At 71.2% G+C, this 20,018-nt stretch carries 17 protein-coding genes and 1 pseudogene; 4 read left to right on the top strand and 14 right to left on the bottom strand.

Annotated features, from left to right (window positions below):
• Nucleotides 1–11: 11 nt before the first annotated feature.
• From ACWCXB_RS00270 to ACWCXB_RS00245, 6 genes are all read right to left on the bottom strand, one after another.
• Nucleotides 12–3,380, bottom strand: coding sequence for an outer membrane protein assembly factor BamB family protein (locus tag ACWCXB_RS00270; RefSeq protein WP_450717337.1), 3,369 nt, complete (start codon nt 3,378–3,380; stop codon nt 12–14).
• A 100-nt stretch (nt 3,381–3,480) separates the two neighbouring features.
• The gene (locus ACWCXB_RS00265; protein ID WP_450717335.1) at nt 3,481–4,197 is read right to left on the bottom strand and encodes a hypothetical protein; all 717 of its coding nucleotides are present in this window, start codon (nt 4,195–4,197) and stop codon (nt 3,481–3,483) included.
• The gene (locus ACWCXB_RS00260; RefSeq protein ID WP_450717333.1) at nt 4,194–5,561 is read right to left on the bottom strand and encodes an AI-2E family transporter; all 1,368 of its coding nucleotides are present in this window, start codon (nt 5,559–5,561) and stop codon (nt 4,194–4,196) included. Before ACWCXB_RS00260 ends, ACWCXB_RS00265 begins: the two co-directional genes overlap by 4 nt.
• A 126-nt stretch (nt 5,562–5,687) precedes the next feature.
• Nucleotides 5,688–6,371, bottom strand: coding sequence for an aggregation-promoting factor C-terminal-like domain-containing protein (locus ACWCXB_RS00255; protein WP_450717331.1), 684 nt, complete (start codon nt 6,369–6,371; stop codon nt 5,688–5,690).
• Between the two features lie 421 nt (nt 6,372–6,792).
• On the bottom strand, nt 6,793–8,115 hold the full coding sequence (locus ACWCXB_RS00250; RefSeq protein ID WP_450717329.1) for a PhoH family protein: 1,323 nt from the start codon (nt 8,113–8,115) through the stop codon (nt 6,793–6,795).
• A gap of 512 nt (nt 8,116–8,627) precedes the next feature.
• Complete coding sequence (locus tag ACWCXB_RS00245; protein ID WP_385418029.1) at nt 8,628–9,389, bottom strand: isoprenyl transferase; 762 nt, start codon at nt 9,387–9,389, stop codon at nt 8,628–8,630.
• Nucleotides 9,390–9,560: 171 nt separating this feature from the next.
• On the opposite strand from ACWCXB_RS00245, the gene mgrA reads away from it, so the two are divergent.
• The gene (gene mgrA / locus ACWCXB_RS00240) at nt 9,561–10,598 is read left to right on the top strand and encodes an L-glyceraldehyde 3-phosphate reductase (protein ID WP_450717327.1); all 1,038 of its coding nucleotides are present in this window, start codon (nt 9,561–9,563) and stop codon (nt 10,596–10,598) included.
• Nucleotides 10,599–10,905: 307 nt separating this feature from the next.
• On the opposite strand, the gene ACWCXB_RS00235 is transcribed toward mgrA, so the two are convergent.
• The gene (locus ACWCXB_RS00235; protein ID WP_450717325.1) at nt 10,906–11,265 is read right to left on the bottom strand and encodes a winged helix-turn-helix transcriptional regulator; all 360 of its coding nucleotides are present in this window, start codon (nt 11,263–11,265) and stop codon (nt 10,906–10,908) included.
• Nucleotides 11,266–11,382: 117 nt separating this feature from the next.
• On the opposite strand from ACWCXB_RS00235, the gene ACWCXB_RS00230 reads away from it, so the two are divergent.
• Nucleotides 11,383–12,570, top strand: a complete 1,188-nt coding sequence (locus ACWCXB_RS00230; RefSeq protein WP_450717323.1) for a winged helix DNA-binding domain-containing protein — start codon at nt 11,383–11,385, stop codon at nt 12,568–12,570.
• A gap of 46 nt (nt 12,571–12,616) precedes the next feature.
• Here ACWCXB_RS00230 and ACWCXB_RS00225 read toward each other — a convergent pair whose 3' ends face one another.
• The 3 genes from ACWCXB_RS00225 to ACWCXB_RS00215 all read right to left on the bottom strand — a co-directional run bounded on the left by ACWCXB_RS00225 (nt 12,617) and on the right by ACWCXB_RS00215 (nt 15,669).
• Entirely contained in the window at nt 12,617–14,176 is a 1,560-nt protein-coding gene (locus ACWCXB_RS00225; RefSeq protein WP_450717321.1) for a DUF2079 domain-containing protein, read from the bottom strand.
• Nucleotides 14,177–14,187: 11 nt separating this feature from the next.
• The gene (locus ACWCXB_RS00220; protein WP_450717319.1) at nt 14,188–14,583 is read right to left on the bottom strand and encodes a cupin domain-containing protein; all 396 of its coding nucleotides are present in this window, start codon (nt 14,581–14,583) and stop codon (nt 14,188–14,190) included.
• A gap of 150 nt (nt 14,584–14,733) precedes the next feature.
• Nucleotides 14,734–15,669, bottom strand: a complete 936-nt coding sequence (locus tag ACWCXB_RS00215) for a prepilin peptidase (RefSeq protein ID WP_450717317.1) — start codon at nt 15,667–15,669, stop codon at nt 14,734–14,736.
• Between the two features lie 104 nt (nt 15,670–15,773).
• Between ACWCXB_RS00215 and ACWCXB_RS00210 the strand changes: the two genes are divergently transcribed.
• Nucleotides 15,774–16,127 (top strand): DUF192 domain-containing protein, encoded by a 354-nt coding sequence (locus tag ACWCXB_RS00210; RefSeq protein ID WP_450717315.1) that lies wholly within the window; start codon nt 15,774–15,776, stop codon nt 16,125–16,127.
• 55 nt (nt 16,128–16,182) lie between these two features.
• On the opposite strand, the gene ACWCXB_RS00205 is transcribed toward ACWCXB_RS00210, so the two are convergent.
• From ACWCXB_RS00205 to ACWCXB_RS00190, 4 genes and pseudogenes are all read right to left on the bottom strand, one after another.
• On the bottom strand, nt 16,183–16,926 hold the full coding sequence (locus ACWCXB_RS00205) for a hypothetical protein (RefSeq protein ID WP_450717313.1): 744 nt from the start codon (nt 16,924–16,926) through the stop codon (nt 16,183–16,185).
• A 152-nt stretch (nt 16,927–17,078) separates the two neighbouring features.
• Entirely contained in the window at nt 17,079–18,227 is a 1,149-nt protein-coding gene (locus ACWCXB_RS00200) for a hypothetical protein (protein ID WP_450717311.1), read from the bottom strand.
• Nucleotides 18,228–18,286: 59 nt separating this feature from the next.
• A pseudogene (locus ACWCXB_RS00195) lies at nt 18,287–18,466 on the bottom strand (DUF5990 family protein); the annotation flags it as partial.
• Nucleotides 18,467–18,480: 14 nt separating this feature from the next.
• Nucleotides 18,481–19,503 carry an alkylmercury lyase family protein gene (locus tag ACWCXB_RS00190; RefSeq protein WP_450717309.1) on the bottom strand — a complete coding sequence of 341 codons (1,023 nt, stop codon included), beginning with the start codon at nt 19,501–19,503 and terminating at the stop codon, nt 18,481–18,483.
• 84 nt (nt 19,504–19,587) lie between these two features.
• Between ACWCXB_RS00190 and ACWCXB_RS00185 the strand changes: the two genes are divergently transcribed.
• The gene (locus ACWCXB_RS00185; RefSeq protein ID WP_450717307.1) at nt 19,588–20,004 is read left to right on the top strand and encodes a heavy metal-responsive transcriptional regulator; all 417 of its coding nucleotides are present in this window, start codon (nt 19,588–19,590) and stop codon (nt 20,002–20,004) included.
• The last annotated feature ends 14 nt before the right edge of the window (nt 20,005–20,018 follow it).

Raw genomic sequence — 20,018 nt, 5'->3', positions numbered from 1 at the left:
GTGCTCCCCCTCTACTTCCGGCGTGCGGCGAGCGCGTGGACCGTGCCGTCGTCCGTGAGGGCGAAGACCCAGTCACCGCTGACGGAGAGGGCCGAGGCCACTCCCGCGCCGAGGTTGTACGAGGCGACCTGCGTGCCGCTCGCCCGGTCCAGGACGAGCAGGCGGCCGTCCCACGTCCCGACGTACACATGGGACTTCGTCACCAGCGGGTGCATCGTCGGCGAGCCGGCACCGGCCGAACAGCCCATCGCGACCCGCCACTTGTCGTCCAGCGGGCTCTCCCCGGCCAGATAGCCGGACTTGGCCTCCCACACCGGCTTCGACGGATCGGCCGCGCTCGTGTCGTAGGCCCGTACGACACCGTCCCGGCCCGCGGCATACGCGGTGTCGCCCCACACGGCCGGGCTGGTGAGCGGGGCGCGCCCCGGCTCGCAGGTGCTGGTGCCGCCCAGCTTGGACTCCCAGGTCACCGCGCCCGTCTTCGGGTCGTGCCCGCGGACGCCGTACGCCGTGAACGTCACCAGCTTCGCCCGGCCGCCCGCAGCCGGGTCGGTCAGCACCGGCGACGAGTGGCTGTCGATGTCGCCCGCGGTGTCCTTCACCCACAGCTGGGTGCAGGTCGCGAGGTCCATCGCGATGACGGTGTTGCTCGACATGGAGTGCAGATAGGCGGTGTTGGAGCCGGGCTCGCGGATGACCGTGCTGTGGGCCTGTCCCCAGGAGAACGCGGCACCGAAGCCACCGGGCAGCATCCCGCCGGTCTCGGCGTCCCGGCAGCGGACGGTGTACGCGTCCTGGTGGACGGCGACCGAGCGATGGTCCGCGCCCGCGAGCGCGAAGACGCTGACCGGTCCGCCCGCGCGGCCGTAGCGGCGCACGGTGTCCCCGTGGGTCTCCTCGCGGTCGATCGACTGCCAGACGATCCGGCCGCTCGCCGCGTCGAGCGCGTAGACGCGGCCGACACCGGTGGTCAGATAGACCTTGCCGCCGTGGAGCGTCGGCGCCGACTCGGCGTCGCCGTCCAGGTACGTACGCCACAGCTCACGCCCGGTGGCGATGTCGTAGGCCAGCATCATGCTGTACGGCGAGTCGAAGGCGCGGGACGAGACGATGAGCCTGCCGTCCGCGACGACCGAGCCGTTGAGGTTGAACTGCTCGCCGGTCTGCCGCGCCCACTTGAGGTCGAGCTTCGTCCCCGGCTCGTCACCGCTCGCGGACCGCCCCGCCTCGTCGCCGCCCTGCCGCAGCCAGTCCTGGCCGGTCCTCGGCCCGGCGAGCTCGGAGTCCCGTACGACCTCGAAGGAGTTCTTGACGACGGGGAACTTCATGCCCCGGGTGTCGTACGCGACCGACTCGGCCGTGTACGTGCCGGGCCGCAGTCCGCTCAGCCGGTCGCTCGCCCGTGTCCACGCGCCGCGTGCGTCGGGGCACGGCTCGGGCGTGCCGCCGGGCGGGGTGTAGCAGTTCTCGATGCCGGGCCGCGCGGCCGCGGTGCCGAAGCGCACCGTGGTCCGCTTCACCACATGACCGCGGTCGTCGCGCACGGTCAGGGACGCCTTCGCGGGCGTACGGCCGTCGTCCTCCGCGTACACCTCGACGGGCACTCCGGCCCGCTTGCCGTGCACGCTGCCCTGTGCGGGGCTGACCAGCGCGGAGTCGTCGTCGATGTCGAACTGCCGGTGGATGCCGGTCACATGACCGGTGTCCTCGTTGCGGCGGGTACGGGGGTCGTCCGTGATGGCGCTGAAGTCGAGGACCTTGTAGTCGGGGTGTGCGCCGTCGATGCCGTACGTGCCCTGGTTGTTGATCTCGACGGATCGCTTGAAGGCGCCGCGCCGGAACTCGGCCTGCTGGTTGTGACCCGCGGCGACCATCCGTACGTCGTACTTCGCGAGCTCGTCGATCGTCGGCTGCATGCCGGCGCCCGGGCCCCACTGGGTGAACAGCGAGCGGTGGGCGAAGACGAACACCTGCTTGCCGACCGCGTGCCGGGCGAGGTCCTGGCGCAGCCACTCCAGCTGCGGCTTCAGCCCGCTCGCGTCGTAGTTGTCCTCGAGGACGACGATGTGGCGGCCGCCCCGGTCGAAGCTGTACCACTCGGGGGCGAGGTTGCGTCGGTAGTACTCCATGCTGCCGGCGTAGCCCTGGGAGGTCGCTGTGCCGCCGAAGTCGTGGTTGCCCATCACCGGGTAGAAGGGGTGGCCGAGCCTGCCCTCCTCCAGGCCCTTGCTGAACAGGTCGTACGCGCCCTGCCGGCGCGGCTCCGCAGCGTAGTCCGTGACGGTGAGGTCACCGGTCGAGATCTGCATCGTCGCGCCGTCGACCTCGGACATCGCCTGGACCTGGCCGGTCCACTGGGGCAGCGCGCGGCGGGCCTCGTCGTCGGTGCGGTTGCCGACCTCGGGGTCGGAGTTCATGACCCACTTCTCGGTGGGGTTCGAGGCGTTGCGGTCCGGTACGAGCGCGAAGTCGACGCCCGTGCCGCCGGTCTCGGGGACCTTGTGGAAGAACTGCGGGATGTAGTCCTTGCGCAGGGCGGGTGTGTATCCGTCGGGCGAGACGATGCCGACGAGGTCGGTCTCGCGCCGCTTCGGGTCGATCTGCAGGCTGTACGACCCGTCCGCGCCGGTCGTGGTCCACGCGGCGCCGTCGGTGACGTCGATGCCGGGCATGGGCTGCTCGCCCTTGTCCCGCGCGCCGTTGCCGTTGCGGTCCTTGAAGACGGTGCCCTCGACGGTGACGGTGGCGGCCCGGTCCGCGCTGTCGTCGGCGAAGGCCGCCTGGGGCGCGAGGAAGGACAGCGCGACGGCTCCGGCGATCGTCAGCTGCCGACGGCGCCGGCTGCGGCGCACACCGCGGACGAGGGAGGGCAGTCGCCGGGCGGCGAGCAACAGCACGACACCGGCCGCCGTGACGAGCGCGACGGTGAGCCAGGGGAACGACGGCAGGGCGTGTGCGCCGTGGACGTCGACGAGCGGAGTGGCGGCGGAGGCGTCGACCGCCGTGCCGTCGAACTCGACGACGACCTGGGTCAGTCCGCCCTTGTCGATGAGCGGGCTCAGGTCGAGCGCGGCGACGTGGCAGCTCCACGCCAGCTCGATGACGACACCGCCGGGCACGCCGCCGTTGTCGCCGGGCACGCCCGAGCCGGTGGCCGGGCAGGGCGCCGAGAGCAGTGCGGCCGCCCACGCACCGGCCCGCTCGGGGGCCACGACGGCGTTGTGCACGACGAGGCGGCCGCTGGTGACGTTGTCACCGGTCGCGATCACAAGTTCCGCATGCTCGCGCGAGACATGCGCGAACGCGGGCTGGGCGCCGATGCCCAGCACGAGAAACAGCAGCGCGAGCGTGAGCCCGGCTGCTCTGCGTATGTGTGTCATGACGCGGACGCTAATGATCCGGTGTTCGGTTACCGGTCGGTCGTGAGCGACTTTACGGAGCCGTCGGGAAGTGTTCAGCGCCCTGTTCGCGACTGTTGGGTCATGCGGGGCGCTTGAGGCGTGCGATCAGTGCCTTCATGTCCTCGATGACAGGGGTCCTGAGATCGGAGATGTTCACGGGGTCCGGCGTGGTCTCCACGACTCCCTCTCCCTCTCCCTCTGTCTCCACGAGGCGCTCGGCAGAGAGGTCGATCCGGACCACCGCCTGGCCGTCGAGCACCACCAGATGAAGCTCGCCCAGACCGCCCTCACCGGTCAGCAGCAACGCGCGTTCGCCGATGCCTGCGAGCCGTTCGGCCTCGACATTTTCACCGTAGACCGACGGCGGGAGGGCCAGGGCGTCGAACTCCGGCTCCGGGTCGGTCTCCTTGTGGAGCTCGTAGGAGACCGAAACCCAGTACAGGAGCTCCTCGGTCTTCTCGATGTCGAAATTGCAGGACGCGTCGTCGAGCGCCGGGTGCTCGTCGAGCTCCGGGCTGCCCTCGCTCCGCTTGCCGATCGCCGACACGGCCTTGAGCTCCGCGTCCTTGCACAGATTGCGGCTCACCCGGTAGCCCCCGAGGTCGGGGCCGATGCGCTCGTACGCGTACAGACCGCCCGCCCACACCGCGGACGCCAGCACCGCGCCGCCGACGGCCCACAGCCAGGGGCGCGGCGGGCGCGGGGGCTTCGGTGTGTCGTCGCGGCCGGCGACGACATCGGCGGGGTGCGGTGCGGGGAAGTCGACCCCGCCCACCAGCTCCGGTTCCGAGATCACTGTTCCCCCTCCTGACCCGGCGCCGGTGTCGGCGCCACGTCCATCACCGTCGCTCCGTGGGGCCCGGGGCCGATGCGGTGCAGCGGCCCTTGGCCGTACGAACGGAGATAGCCCACCACCGTGTTGGTCACCGCCACCAGCGGAACCGCCACCACCGCGCCGCCGATGCCCGCCGTCAGCCCACCCGCGGCGACCGCGAGGACGACGGCGAGCGGATGGACCCGCACCGCGCGGCCGAGGATGAACGGCTGCAGCACATGGCCCTCGATCTGCTGTACGGCGAGGACGACGACCAGCACCATGAGCGCGGTGAACACGCCCTGGGTGACGAGCGCGACGACGACCGCGAGCGCGCCCGAGACGACGGCGCCGACCAGCGGGATGAAGGCGAAGAGGAAGATGAAGACGGCGAGCGGCACGGCCAGCGGGACGTCGAGGAAGTAGATGCCGAGCCCGATGAAGATCGCGTCGATGAGGGCCACGATCACCGTGCCCCGCACATAGGCGGTCAGGGTCCGCCAGGCCCTCGGGCCGGCCCCCGCGACACCGGGCCGCGCCTGAGCAGGCACGAGCTTCAGGGACCACTGCCAGATCCGCTTCCCGTCGTAGAGCAGGAAGAGGGTCGAGAACATCGCCAGCAGCATCCCGGTGAGGATCTCGACCAGCACGCTCACGCCCTGCAGACCGGCGGAGGTGATCTCCTCGGTGTTGGTGCCGATCGTGTCCTGGAGGTTCTTGGCGACGTCGTTGATCTGCTGCTCGGTGACGTGGAACGGGCTGTTGAGCAGCCAGCGCTTGAGCTCCTCGATACCGTCCTTGACCCGGTCGGCGACATTGTCCAGGTTGTCCAGCACCTGCCAGACCACGAACCAGCCGACCAGGCCCATGACGACGAAGCCGAGGATCGCGGTGACGGCGGTGGCGATCCCGCGCGGCAGTCCGACCTTCCTGAGCCGGCGCACGGTGGGCTGGAGGAGGGCGGTGATGAGCAGCGCGGCGACGAAGGCGAGGACGACGAGCTGTACGGCGCTGATGACCCGCATCAGCACCCAGAGGGTCCCGGCGAGGACGAGCAGGCGCCAGCCGGCCTCGGCGGCGACCCGCATCCCCCACGGGATCGCCGAGGCGGGTTCGGGCCTGGACACGATGGTGGGTACGGAAGGGGCGGCGGGGACGGAAGGGGCGTACGAGGGCGGCGGCGGGACGCTTTCGGGGAGCCGCCCCGCAGGCAGCTCCTCCTCACCGTTGCCGTTGCCGTTGCCGTTGCCGTTACGGGCCGCCTCGGCCCGTCGCTCCTCCAACCGCGTTCCCCACCGGGCCAGTCCGGCACCCAGCCGGTCCAGCCACCCTGGCATTCTCGACATCTCGCTTCCCTCTCCCCCCGGGTCCGCCCCGACCGTACACGCACGGAGCCCCTCACCGTAGGACGGTGAGGGGCTCAGCGACGTTGAGCGCCGGTCCGGGCCCGGGCGGGGCCTGGTACCGAGGGCCTAGTACCAGTGGTTGGCCTGCCAGAACGACCAGGCGCCGCAGGGGCTGCCGTAGCGGTCGTTCATGTAGTTGAGGCCCCACTTGATCTGGGTGGCGGGGTTGGTCTGCCAGTCGGCGCCGGCGGACGCCATCTTGGAGCCCGGGAGCGCCTGGACGAGACCGTACGCACCGGAAGACGGGTTGCTGGCACGGTAGTTCCAGCTGGACTCGTGGTCCACGATGTTGCTGAAGCACTGGAACTGGTCGCCCGAAACCATCTGCCGGGCCATCGCCTGGACCTCGGCGACGCTGTAGGACGACTGGGTCGCGAAGGTGGAGGCGTCGCGGACCGCGTCGCGGCTGGCGCGTGCTTCCTCCTCGGCCTCGCGCTCGGCTTCCTCGGCGGCTTCCTTCTTCGCCTTGGCGTCCTTGGCGGCCTGGATACGGGCCGCCTCCTCCGCAGACTTCTTCGCAGCCGCGTCCGCGGCAGCGGCCTGTGCGTCGGCCTGCTGCGTCAGGGACGCGACCTGAACCTGGGCCTGCTCACCCACGGGGATGTCTGCGAGAAGCGTCGCGTCGGCGGCGGTCGCCTCGAAGTCGTTGCCCGACTGCGGGGTTCCCGAAGCGACGCCCACGACGGCGCCGACAGTGGTGACCGCAGTAGCGGACGCCACGGCGAATCCCCGGACCGAGATCCGGCTCACACGGTTTCCTTCCAGCATCGCCCGCACAGGTGACCTCGCGGACGCAATCGTGCCCCTGGCACTGGCACTCCCACTTGCTAGGTCACGGGAGGCACGGGCCCGATGGACAACTCCCTTACGGGAGTGCCGCATGGTGCTCGGGCGGCATACGGCGGCGTCTGTTGAGTTGTGTGGTGCCGCATCCCTGGGGATGCGCGTGTGCCGCATGCGGGGCCTGACGGAAGCAAGACTCTGCCGGAAGCCGAGGGCGCAAGGCAATTCTTCGTTACGTGGGAAAGCTCACACCCCGTTTGCCCCAGGGGTTTTACGGAAAGCGCCGCGCAGCACGACGCCGCCCGGCTAGGCTCCTTCGCTTCGCCGGGCGGCGCCAACTCCCTTGCGGAGTTACCGGGTTTTACCGGTTCTTGCCGGGTCTACCGGGTCAGATCGGACCGTCCTCCAGCATTTCGGTCACCAGTGCGGCGATCTGCGAGCGCTCGGAGCGAGTGAGCGTCACATGGGCGAACAGCGGATGGCCCTTCAACTTCTCGACGACGGCGACGACTCCGTCATAGCGGCCGACGCGCAAATTGTCCCTTTGCGCCACATCGTGGGTCAGGACGACCCGCGAATTAGCCCCAATACGGGACAGAACGGTCAGGAGGACATTCCGTTCCAGGGACTGGGCCTCGTCGACGATGACGAACGCGTCGTGCAGGGACCGGCCCCGGATGTGGGTGAGCGGCAGCACTTCGAGCATGCCGCGCCCCAGGACCTCCTCGATGATCTCGCGGCCGGCGACCGCGGAGAGCGTGTCGAAGACCGCCTGCGCCCAGGGGCTCATCTTCTCGGCCTCGGTGCCCGGCAGATAGCCGAGCTCCTGCCCGCCGACGGCGTACAGCGGCCGGAAGACCATCACCTTCTGGTGCTGCCTGCGCTCCAGGACCGCTTCCAGGCCCGCGCAGAGGGCCAGCGCGGACTTGCCGGTGCCCGCGCGGCCTCCCATCGAGACGATGCCGACGTCCTGGTCGAGCAGCAGATCGAGGGCGATGCGCTGCTCGGCGCTGCGGCCGCGGATGCCGAACGCCTCGCGGTCGCCACGGACCAGGCGGACATTACCCTCGGCGGTGATACGACCCAGGGCCTTGCCGCGCTCGGACTGCAGGACGAGACCGGTGTGCACCGGGAAGTCCGCCGCCTCGGGGACGTACAGCGTCTCCTCTTCATAGAGGATGTCCACCTGCTCGGCGGAAAGGGCCAGTTCGGACATTCCGGTCCAACCGGAGTCCGTGACGGCGAGCTCCGCCCGGTACTCCTCGGCGAGGAGACCGACGGACGAGGCCTTGATCCGCAGCGGCAGGTCCTTGGAGACGACCGTGACGTCGTACCCCTCGGCCTGGAGGTTGCGTGCCACCGCGAGGATCCGTGAGTCGTTGTCGCCCAGCCGGTAGCCGGCGGGGAGCACGCCGGGGTCCGAGTGGTTGAGCTCGACGCGGAGTGTGCCGCCGAGGTCGCCCATCGGAATGGGTGCGTCCAGGCGGCCGTACCGGACCCGGAAGTCGTCCAGCAGGCGCAGGGCCTGGCGGGCGAAGTAACCGAGCTCCGGATGGTGCCTTTTGGCCTCGAGCTCCGTGACCACGACGATCGGGAGCACGACTTCGTGCTCGTCGAAGCGGGACAGAGCGTTCGGGTCGGCCAGCAGGACGCTGGTGTCGAGAACATAGGTGCGCCTGTCGGGCATGCGGCGCTTAGTGCTGTTCACCACGGAAGGACGTACCCCCTCGGCTGAGATCGGGGTGCGACGACGTCGCGGGCAGTGGGACCGGTCTCCGGCCGCGATGCACGGGCCGGGCACCGGCCCCCCGTTCCTTCCGTGCTGACCGCACGGTCGTCCTGGCGCAAAGGGCCTCCCGGGCGAGCGACTCGGTGCCACTCGCTGTAGAACGGCATCCGGGCTCGAGTGTCCGGATGTCGACCTGGAAGGGGTATTCCCTCGAACAAGCGCCGCCATGCCATGGCATATGACGACGCGTCGATGAACAGGCGATGACCTTGAACGCGTGGGTACGGAGGCGCGGGTTCACACGCCTCGGACCCGGCGTGCCCAGGACGCCGCCCTCGGCGAGAAACCGCCGCTTCTCGGCGGTCGCACTTCGGACCGGGCGCGCTTCTCGGCCCGTCCGGCGTTCGAGGACGGACACGAGGCTCCACCCGTCGGTCCCGGGAAGGCATCGGAGCCCGGCGCCTGCTGCGCGGGGCCCGGGGGCACCGCCCCCGTCAGGTGCCGTAGCGGCGGTGCCGGGCCGCGTAGTCGCGGAGGGCGCGGAGGAAGTCGACCTTGCGGAAGGCCGGCCAGAAGACTTCGCAGAAGTAGTACTCGGAGTGGGCGCTCTGCCAGAGCATGAAGCCCGACAGCCGCTGCTCACCACTGGTGCGGATCACCAGGTCGGGGTCGGGCTGCCCCCGTGTGTAGAGGTGCGAGGCGATCAGGTCCGTGTCGACGATCTCCGCGAGCTCCTCGAAGGTCGTCCCCTTCGACGCGTGCTCCGTCAGCAGCGACCGCACCGCGTCCGCGATCTCCTGGCGGCCGCCGTAGCCGACGGCGACATTGACGAGTATCCCGTCGTTCCCGACCGTCGCCTGCTCCGCCTCCTTGAGCACGGCCTGCGTCCGTGCCGGCAGCAGATCCAGCGTGCCGACGTGGTGGACCCGCCAGCGGCCGTCCGCCGCCAGGTCCCGGACCGCGTTCTCGATGATCCCGAGGAGGGGTACGAGCTCGTCCTCGGGCCGGTCCAGGTTGTCCGTGGACAGCAGCCAGAGCGTGACGACCTCGACATCGGTCTCGGCGCACCAGCCCAGCAGCTCCTGGATCTTGCTGGCGCCGGCCTTGTGCCCCTGCTCCGTCGTACCCCCGGACGCCTTCGCCCAGCGCCGGTTCCCGTCCAGGATGACGCCGATGTGCTTGGGCACCTGGGCGTGGTCGAGGCGGCCTTCCACACGGCGCGCGTAGAGCCCGTACACCAGGTCGCGCAGGTTCACGTAGTCCACCCTCTCGGTTCGTCCGGGCCGGCACCACCCTTGTGGGGTCCGGCCCGCCGCCCAGCGGCACCCCTCACGTGCCGTGGCTGCCCCCCGAGGTCGTCACATTACTGCGCACCGGCCACAGCCACCCAACCCGGTCTGTCACAAGTCCGTGATAAGCAGTGAAGCGTGAACGAATCCCCCTACTACCGCGCCGCCGAGAGCCGCTACGACTCCATGGAGTACCGCCGCACCGGCCGCAGCGGGCTGAAGCTCCCCGCGATCTCCCTCGGTCTCTGGCACAACTTCGGCGACGACCGCACGCTCGACTCGCAGCGTGCGATCCTGCGCCGCGCCTTCGACCTGGGGGTGACCCACTTCGACCTGGCGAACAACTACGGACCCCCGCCCGGCTCCGCAGAGCTGAACTTCGGCAAGATCTTCGCCCAGGACTTCGCCCCGTACCGGGACGAGCTGATCATTTCCACCAAGGCCGGCTATCTCATGCACCCCGGCCCGTACGGCGAGTGGGGTTCACGCAAGTACCTGCTGTCCTCGCTCGACGCGTCGCTGAAGCGGATGGACCTCGACTACGTCGACATCTTCTACTCGCACCGCTTCGACCCGCACACCCCGCTGGAGGAGACGATGGGCGCGCTGGCGTCCGCCGTCCGGCAGGGCAAGGCGCTGTACGCCGGCGTCTCCTCGTACAACGCGGAGCAGACGGACGAGGCCGCGCGGCTGCTGAAGGAGATGGGTGTCCCGGCGCTCATCCACCAGCCCTCGTACTCGATGATCAACCGCTGGATCGAGGACGACGGCCTGCTCGACACGCTGGAGACGACGGGTATGGGCTGCATCTCCTTCGTGCCGCTCGCCCAGGGCCTGCTGACCGACAAGTATCTGACCGGCATCCCGGAGGGCTCGCGGGCGACGCAGGGCAAGTCCCTCGACCCGAATCTGCTCTCGGACGAGGTGCTCCGCCGGCTGCAGGGGCTCAACGAGATCGCGCAGCGCCGGGGCCAGTCGCTGGCCCAGCTCGCGCTGAAGTGGGTGCTGCGCGACGAGCGCATGACCTCCGCGCTGATCGGTGCGAGCCGGGTGGAGCAGCTGGAGGAGAACGTCGCGGCGCTCGCCGGGCCGCCGCTCTCCGACGAGGAGCTGAAGGAGATCGACGCCTTCGCGGTGGACACCGCGGGGACGAACATCTGGGCCGGCCGGGGCTGAGACAGAAAACGGGCCGGTCCGTGGGGGGGATACGGACCGGCCCGAGGGGGGGTTTCCACCATAACCCTTCGTAAGTGATGCTGCGTGCCACGCCATGCCGCAATTACTCTCCGAAAGCACCGGACTGCGGTGCGAAAGCGGAAACGTGCCGGAAATACGGCGTCCGGCGTAGGCGGAGCGGTACGGATCCGGGCGCGCGACTACTCCCGACGGGGGACCCGTGGTCCTGGTCACCCGGTTGACACGCCATGGGGGCGGCTCCGCAGGCGCGGCGGAGGCGTGCCGGTGCCGGGCATCCGCAGGCGGGTCAGGCGACCTGGTCCCCCGCGCGCGCTTTGTTGGCCAGAATCCGGTCCATGAAGTCCTCGCCCCACTGACCCAGTGGCAGCAGTGCGGTGTTCAGCGCCTGGCCGAGCTCGGTCAGTGAGTACTCGACCCGCGGAGGCACCTCCCGGTACACCTCCCGGTGCACGATCCCGTCCGCCTCCAGCTCGCGGAGCTGCTGGATCAGCATCTTCTCGCTCACGCCCGGCACGCGCCGCTTCAGCTCGCCGAAGCGGTGGGTCCCGTCGTGCAGGGCCCAGAGGATCATCGGCTTCCACTTTCCGCCGACGACGTCGACCGCCGCGTCGAGACCGCAGGTGTAGGAAACCCTGCTCTTCCCCACCGTCGACCAACTCCCTGATTCGCCATGGCACTTGTGACCCTCTGACGCTTACCTGTTCGACAGTACTCCACAACATGACGGACAGGATGTGACCTAAATGCCTCGTATCGTCGTTCCATGACGACGACGCGCCGCGTGACCTGGACCGAAGCCAACGCCCGCCGCATCGTCCGGCAGGGCCTCGCCGTCCCCGTCCCCGCTCCCGTGTCCGCGATCACCAGCGCCATGCTGGGCGCGCACGCCCAGGTGCTGTCCGCGGCCGAGCTGTCCGTCGCACTGCGCGTCGGGGGCGCGACCCGGGCGGACGTGCGCGCGGCACTGTGGACGGACGGCACGCTGATGAAGACGTACGGGCCGCGGGGCACCGTGCATCTGCTGGCCGCTGCCGATCTGGCGCTGTGGACGGGCGCGCTCTCCGCGATTCCGGCCGGCACGAGTCCGATGCCGCCGGAGACCCGGATGACGGAGGAGCAGACCGAGGCGGTCCTCGCGGCGATCGGTGACGCGCTCGCGCACACGGAGGCGGGTGGGGACGCGGCCTTGACGGTCGACGAGCTGACCGACGCCATCGTGGAGCGGACCGGCCCCTGGGCCGGAGAGCGGGTCATGGAGGCATTCCAGGACAGGTGGCCGCGGTGGCGGCAGGTGACGCACCGGGCCGCGCACACCGGGCTGCTGTGCTTCGGCCCCGACCGCGGCCGCAAGGTCACGTACACCAGTCCGCACCGCCTGCTGCCCGGCTTCACCCCGATGGCGGGGCCCGCCGCGCACGCCGAGCTCGTACGCCGCTATCTGCGCGCGTACGGCCCCGCCGCCCCTCAGCACTTCGCCAAGTGGCTCGCGGCGCCGCGCGGCTGGGCGGGTGACCTCTTCGCCTCGCTGGCGGCGGGCGGGGAGATCGAGGAGGTGCTCTTCGAGGGCGAGGCGGCGTGGGTCGCCGCGGGCGACGCGGACTTCGCCGACGCCCCGGCACGCGGTGTGCGGCTCCTCCCCTACTTCGACGCCTTCGCGATCGCCTCCCAGCCGCGCGAGCTGCTCTTCCCCGGCCGCGCCCACGAGCGTGCCCTCGCGGGCGGCCAGGCCGGCAACTTCCCCGTCCTGCTCGTCGACGGCACCGTCGCCGGCGTCTGGCACCAGCGCCGCTCGGGCCGCCGGATCGCGGTCACCGTCGAACCGATCACCCCTCGCCTCCTGACCGCGGCGCGGCGCCGCGACCTGGAGGAACAGGTGGAGCGGGTGGGCGAGGTGCTGGAGGGGAAGGCGGAGCTGACGGTGGGGGCGGTGACGGTGGGCGGGCACGCGTGACGCACCCGACGGGCGGGGCGCCCGGCGCCTGCGGCGCCCCGACCCCCTACCTCCGCAGCAGGGTGATGCCGTCGCGCTCGGCGACGACCTCGTAGCCGTACGAGCGCTTCGCCGCGTCCAGCTCCGCCAGCTGCTGCTCGGCCGGGTACGGCCAGTGCCCCGTCCTGTACGGCCAGGCCTCGGGCGCCCGCCGGTCGTGGATGATCCACTCCGCCGTCGGCCGGGGCAGCCCCTTCTTGGGGTACTGGTACAACTGCCCGTCGACCGGCCAGGTCGGAAAGAGCACGACCTCGCAGCGCGAAGTGAGTTGCGGCGCGAGCCGATTGGACGCGGCGACCGTCGCCCCGTCCGGGATGCGCTGGAGCAGCGAGCGCGCGGCCTCGACGTGCGGGGTCGTGCGCCACGTGGCGCGCTGGGCCAGCTGGGCGAGGGGAAAGGAGGGGAGCATCACAGCCGTCACGGCGATGACCGTCACGAGCGAGGCGCGGACGTGGCGCGCCGCAAGCGGGTGGTCGGACGCCCGGTAGCGGGAGAGGGCGTCGACGAGGCCGGCGAGGACGACCGGCATCAGGACGGCGCTGTAATGGAAGGCGGTGCCCCAGTGGAAGCCCTGCTCCGACAGCATCCGCCAGGCCAGCGTCGGTACGGCGAGCAGCGAGAGCGGCGAGCGCAGTGCGACGAGCGCGCCCGGGGCGAAGACGAGGACGAGCGTCATGGCCTTGGCGTCGGGCCTCAGCGCATCCAGCGGGGCGAAGGCGAGCGTGGCGAGGAGCGAGCTGTGGCCGTCGGCGAGGATGCGGCCGTGCGCGTACCCGACGCCGGAGTTGAACGCCGGGAGCAGCAGCTTGATCTCGATCGCGCTGCCGATCAGCCCGGCCGCGGCGGTCGCGACGCCGAGCCTGCGCGCCCCTTTCCCTGCGCCGCCCTTCCGTCCGCCCTGCCATCCGCCCTTCCATGCGATGTACGCGCCGACCGCGGCCAGCGTCAGCCCCAGGTCCTCCTTCACCAGCAGCAGCGGCGCGGCCCAGGCCACCGCCCGCCCCCACCGCTGTCGCCCGAGCGCTTCGAGCGCGTACGCGAGCAGCGGTACGGCCAGGGCCACCTCGTGGAAGTCGAAGGCCGCGGCCGACGCGATGCCCCAGCTGGCCCCGTACCCGAGGGCGACGACATGCGCGGCGCGCCGCCCGAGCACCCGGGCGGCCCAGCGGGCGAGCGGGACGACGGCGACGGCGAGCAGCGCGGACTGGGCGACGAGCAGACAGAGCGGGGACGGCCAGAGCCGGTAGAGCGGGGCGAGGACCGCGATGAGGGGGTGGAAGTGGTCGCCGAGGAGGTTGAAGCCGCCGCCGCGCAACGGGACGACGGGGGCCCCGAGTTGTGCGTAGCCACGTACGGCCTGCTCGAAGATGCCGAGGTCGTAGCCGGTGGTGCGGAGGAGCTGGTGGCGGCGCACGGCGACGGTCGCGTAGAGGAGGAACAGGCCCGCCGCCCATCCCCAGGGAAGGAGGAGGGCGGCGGGACGGCCGGCGGGCGGCCGTGCGACGGGGGTCGGGACCGTGTTCGTATGCGCACCGGCCACCGTCGCTCTGTCAAAGAATGTCCGCATACGCCCGAATGCTAGATGGCGTGTCCTGTGGTGCTGTCCACATGACCGGGGATCTCCCCCTCGTGGCGGTCACCTGTCGTGCTGGTCCCGGACGGTTCGAACATCAGGATCGACCCGCCGGGCGACGACGGCTTGTGCTCCGTGCCCTTCGGCACGACGAAGGTGTCGCCCTTGTGGAGCTGGACCGTCGTCTCCGTGCCGTCGTCGGCGTCGCGCAGCGCGATGTCGAAGCGGCCGTCGAGAACGAGGAAGAACTCGTCGGTGTCCTCATGGACGTGCCAGACGTGCTCACCGGCAGTGTGCGCGACGCGGACGTCGTAGTCGTTCATGCGGGCCACGATGCGCGGGCTGTAGACATCGTCGAAGGAGGCGAGAGCCTCACCGAGATTGACGGGCTTGGTGTCCATGCATCGATGGTGCGCGCGGCAGGACCGCCGTGTCTTGTACGTAGGTGCGTACGCGTACGTGCCTTCGTACGTGCCTTCGTACGTGCCTTCGTACGTGCCTGCGTACGTGCCTGCGTACGTGCCTGCGTAGGTACGCGCCTACGCGCAGCGCTAGGCCGCGAGCGCCCCCAACAGCAGCCCGATCAGCGCCCCCGAGATCATGAACGGCCCGAACGGGATCGCCGACTTGCGCCCTGCCCTCCGCAGCACGACCAGCCCGAGCCCGTACGCCGCCCCCAGGAGAAATCCCGCGAAGGCCCCCACGAACAGGGCCCCCCAGCCGTACCACCCCAGCGCAACCCCGAGCGAGAGCGCGAGCTTCACATCGCCGAAGCCCATGCCGTTGGGGTTGATCAGAAAGAGCACGAAGTACCCGCCGCCGAGCGCCAGCCCGCCGAGCAGCGCCGCCGGCCACGACCCGGCGGCGCCGGGAATCAGCGCCGCGCCCCCGAGCAGCACGGCGGCCGCGCCCGCGAGCGGCAGCGTCAAATGGTCCGGCAGCCGGTGGACATTGCGGTCGATGAGCGCGAGCAGTACGGCGACGGGCGTGAGCAGCATCCACACGGCGGTCTCGGGCCGCGCCCCTGCGGCGGCCGCGAGCGCGGCGCAGACGAGCGCGGTGAGGGCCGGTACGAGGAGGGAGGGCCGGTACGGTACGGGCTCGCGCTCCGGGGCGGCGTCCTCCGACTCAGCGTCTCCCGGCCCGACGGCTTGTGGTCCAACGGCTTCCGGCGCGGCGTTGTCAGACGCGGCGTCAACCGGCCCGTCCGGCGTCGGTCCGACGACGGACGTCACGGGCGCGGACGCCGGCGCCTGAGCGGGCGCGGGCGCCGAGACCCGAGCGGCCGCCGCGCAGCTCGCGCACCGCGCCAGACCCAGCCAGCCCCGAGCGGGCCCGGTGATCGGATGCCCCGCCGGGCACGCGTCCCGCCACCCCTCCTCGGGCTCGACGGACAGCCGGTACGCGGCGCGCGACACGAGCGCCCCTGCCCCGGCCCCCCAGGCGGCGGCGATGACGGTCAGCGCGACGACATACCCGTTCTCCACGCGCTCGACCCTAGAACCGCCCCGCGCTCCGGTCATGGGCCCTGGGACCCACTCTGCGTGATCCTGGGCCCATAGCCGGACGACTGCCGCTACGGTCTACCCCCATGGGTATCTGGCATGACGGCAAGGGCGCATTGAGGATCCCGGGCCACGACCATCCGGTGGATCTGGTGATAGCCGCCTCGTACCGGGCACGCACCCGCGGTCTGCTCGGCCGGGACGGCATCGACGGCGCGATCATGCTGACCCCGTGCAACAGCGTGCACACCTTCCGGATGCGCTTCGCCATCGATGTGGCCTATCTCGACAAGCAGTTGCGCGTCATCGACGTACGGACGATGAAGCCGGGGCGGCTGGGCATGCTGCGGCTCCGCTCCCGCCATGTGCTGGAGGCGGAGGCGGGGGCGATGGAGGGCTGGGGCCTGCGACCGGGCGTACAGCTCGCGATCGAGAGCTGACCTGCGCGGCCCCGCCCGCACCTTCACTCACCCCCGCGAAGCCGGCACCCCGCCCTTACGGCAACTTCGCGGACTGCTTCCGGACCAGAGCCGCCGGGATCTCAGGGGTCGTCGCGTCGATGAAGTTGGCGGTGTAGAAGGTGGCGACCGCCGCTCCCCGGCGTACGACGTGGAACACCAGCGGCACCTTGCTGCCGTCCACGGCGCCCGTCACCTGGTACGCGATCGCGTCGTCGCCCACCTTCTGCGTGGGAAGCTTCTTCACCTCGGAGTAGGTCGAGGCGCCGCCGTCACCGCCGTGCGTGGTGAAGCCGCCGGCGCACGCCTCGACGGCGGTACGGACCGACTTCAGGACGGCATCCGCCGAACCGCCCGTGTGGGAGGTGAGGATCGTGGTGACCACCGTCTGCTTCTCGTTGCCCTCTTCCCTCTTGTCCACGATCGTGCGGAACACGGCAGCGCTCGCCGCGGGTTCGGGGGCGCCGTTGATGACGGCCGCCAGCGGCTGGCAGTCCGGCTTGTCCGCCTTCTCGGTGCCGGTCTCCTCGCCGCCCTGCATCGGTGTGACCACGTAGTTCGGTACGTCACCGGTCACCAGGGCCGCCTGCGTCAGCTCCGCCTTGGTGAGGGTCTTGCCGGTGCTCGGCTTCTCGGCGGCGGGCGGCACGGGTGGGTCGGACGCCTCGGGCGGCACGCCGTTCGACGGAGTGGCCTCCGGAGGTGTCGCGGGCGCGGACTCCTCGACGGGCTTCTTCGCGTCGCCCTCGGCCGTGTCGTCGCCCTCGCATCCGGTAGTCACTACGGCTGTCAGAGCGACAGCAGCCGCGACCATCACGATGCGCCGTGCCCTACCCGCGGTCCCCGTGCTCATCCCGTTCCCATCTCGCTTCGCTGAGTGTGAGCAGCACGCTAACAACGATGCTCCGGGCGGCACATGGGCCCACGGGCCCATTACGGCGGCCCCGGCCCGAGCAGGGTGAAGGCCCCGTACGCGCCCGAGGCGACGGCGAGCAGCGCCACCACCGCGACGACCGTTCGCTGCCGCAGTCGCGCCAGCGCCACCGCGGGGGGCAGCAGCAGCGGGAACGCCGGCATGATCAGGCGCGGCCTGGAGCCGAAGTACGCGGCGCCGATCAGTGAGATCACGACGATGCCGATCCCGTACACGAGCACGGGCAACGGCTGCCGCTGCCGCACGCACAGCCACACCACCCAGCCGAGCAGCCCGAGCGCGGCGAGCAGGCCGATCCCGGCGAGAGGCGTCGGTCCGGTCAGCTGCTCGCCGACGAACCTGGCGAGGGCGACGCCGCCGTCGATGTTGTTGCCCCAGGCCGCCTGGACCTCGAAGTACGCGGTCGGGCTGCCTTCGCGTACGGCCACGAAGATCACGTACCCCAGCCAGCCCAGCGGCGCGAGCGCCACCCCCACGGCCATCCGCCACGTCAGCGCTCCGCGGCCCTCCCGGACGAGGCGCACGATCGCGGTGATCCCGACAGCGGCGACGAGCGCCGCGGCCGACGGCCGGGTCAGCCCGGCGAGCGCGCACAGCGTCCCGGCCGCGATCCAGCGGCCGGTCAGCAGCGCGTGCAGCGACCAGGCGGCGAGCGCGGTGAACAGCGTTTCCGTGTACGCCATCGACTGCACGAACGCGGTCGGGTACACGCCCCACAGCACGGCCAGCAGCACCCCGGCCCGGTGCCCGGCCACATGCGCCCCGACGGCGTAGATCCCCCACGCGGCGGCGAACGCCGCGGCCCAGGCGACGACCAGCCCGGCGGTCGCGGCGTCCACACCCGGCAGGACCTCCGAAGCACCCCGCTCCAGCGCCGGCAGGAGCGGGAAGAAGGCGAGGTCGGAGTGCACGCTGCCGTCGGGGAGCCGGACTTCGTACCCGTACCCGTGCTCCGCGATCCGGACGTACCAGACCGCATCCCAGCGCCCCTTGAGCCGATGCAGCCCGTCCACCCCGGCGACGGCCGCGCCCACGGCGAGGATCACCATGCCGGTCAGCCGGACGGCCGCGTAGCCGAGGAGTGCGGGGGCGGCGGCAGGGGATCCGGAGAGTCTGCGCAGGTGGGGGGCTTGGGGCTGCTGGGACATGCGGTCGATTATGTCCGGCGGGCCGGGCGGGGTCGGTCCCGTGGCACAGTGGGCCGGACCTCCAGGGTCCAGGTTGCGGAGGCGGCGTCGCCGGGCGGCGGGTCGAAGAGTTCGGCACGGGGGTCGCGGCGCTGCACGGCGACGTGGATGTTGCGGTACGCCGGGACGCTGCTGTCGACGGGCGCCCCGGGCGGGCAGGTGAGCCCGGGTAGGTCGACGGCGTCGATGCGGATGCGCATACCGGTCATCGTCCTCATGCCCGTCCGTGCTTTTGCGTCACGGTCCGCGTGGCGATGTTTGCTGATGCCCCGGTCGTCTCCGGTGCAGTCAGCAAAAAGCCGAAGATGGACCGTCCCAGGGCCTCGGCGCGGGCCTGGTCGACGGGCATTCCGGTGTAGTCGGGGTGCTGTTCGGCCCAGGTGCGGGCGGTGCGGCGGCTGGTGAAGAAGTTCAGGGCGCCACAGGTGATGTCGGCGGCGGGGCCGGTGCACGAGCGTTGGCCGATGTAGACCACGGCAGAGGACGGCTGCCAGGTCATGTGCCCCCCGCTGGAGATGACGGTGACGGTCTCTCCGGTGACCGGGTCGGCGGAGCTGATCACGGCGTCGGTGCCGAGCATGTCCGGGATGCCCAGCGCGTCCACCGCGCACATCGAGTACACCTCGATGCCGCCGGCGAGCCGTACCCGATGGCCGGTGGGGACGGCGGAGAACGGGTACGCGGCTTGGATGCGGCCGTGGCCGTCGAGGGTCAGGAAGTCTTCGGCCGCCAGGTCGGCCAGAACCTCGGCGGTGCCACGGCCGTGCACAGCGGCTGCGGCTTCCAGCGCGCCGGCCGAGGGTGCTCCTCCGGTGGCCGCGAAGTGGCGGAGCACGGCTTGTTGTACGGCGCGCAGCCCTCCTGCCACGGGTGCGAGGCGGCCCCGGCCGCCGCGGCCGGCCGCATCCATCGGCGGGCACTCGCAGTCCCCGGTGGTGTCGGCCGCATCCAGTGCGCTCCGCAGATCGGCGACGCTCGGCGCGCCCTCGACCCGACCGTCCCGGCCCCGGTACAGGCGGCAGGACAAGGAGGCGGGTGCGCCCGGCACGGCGAATGGGTCCGCGCCGTCGATCAGTACGGTGGGCGAGCCGGTCATCCCGAGCCGGGCAGCCTGCTCCTGGTCAGCGATCTCGATGCGTTCCACCGCCGCGCCGCGGCCGGCGGCCGCACGGGCGATCCGTTCCTCGATCACCGGGGCGTTGGGGCAGTCGGGCACGGTCAGCACGGTGATACGCATGGCATCGTCCTCCCAGCTCAGGACCTGTGCGACCGACGGTAGACCTTCCAGTGCGCTGGAAGGTCAAGGCGTAGCCTCGGCGGTATGCGCACCGGAGAACTGGCCGCCGCGAGCGGACTGACGGCCAAAACCATCCGCTTCTACGAGGACGCCGGGCTGCTGCCCGAGCCGCCGCGCACACCCGGCGGCTACCGCGACTATCCGCCGCAGGCCGCGCACCGGCTCGCCTTCGTCCGCGACGCCCGGTCGGCCGGGCTCACCCTCGCCGAGATCCGCTCCATCCTGACCCTGCGCGATTCCGGCGAGGCACCGTGCACCCATGTCACCGAGCTGATCGAGCAGCACCTCGCGGACATCGAACGCCGCATGGCCGAGCTGCGCAAGACCCGCACCGCCCTGCGCGGCCTGGCCCAGCGCGCCGCCGCCACCGACCCGAGCACCTGCACGGAGGCGGACATCTGCCGCATCATCGCCACCCCGCAAAGTGACAACAAGGGATAGCCACCCACCAGAGC

This window comes from Streptomyces sp. NPDC001514 (assembly GCF_053597075.1).
The sequence above is the reverse complement of the archived record's forward strand: the minus strand, read 5'-3'. Positions and strand labels throughout refer to the sequence as shown.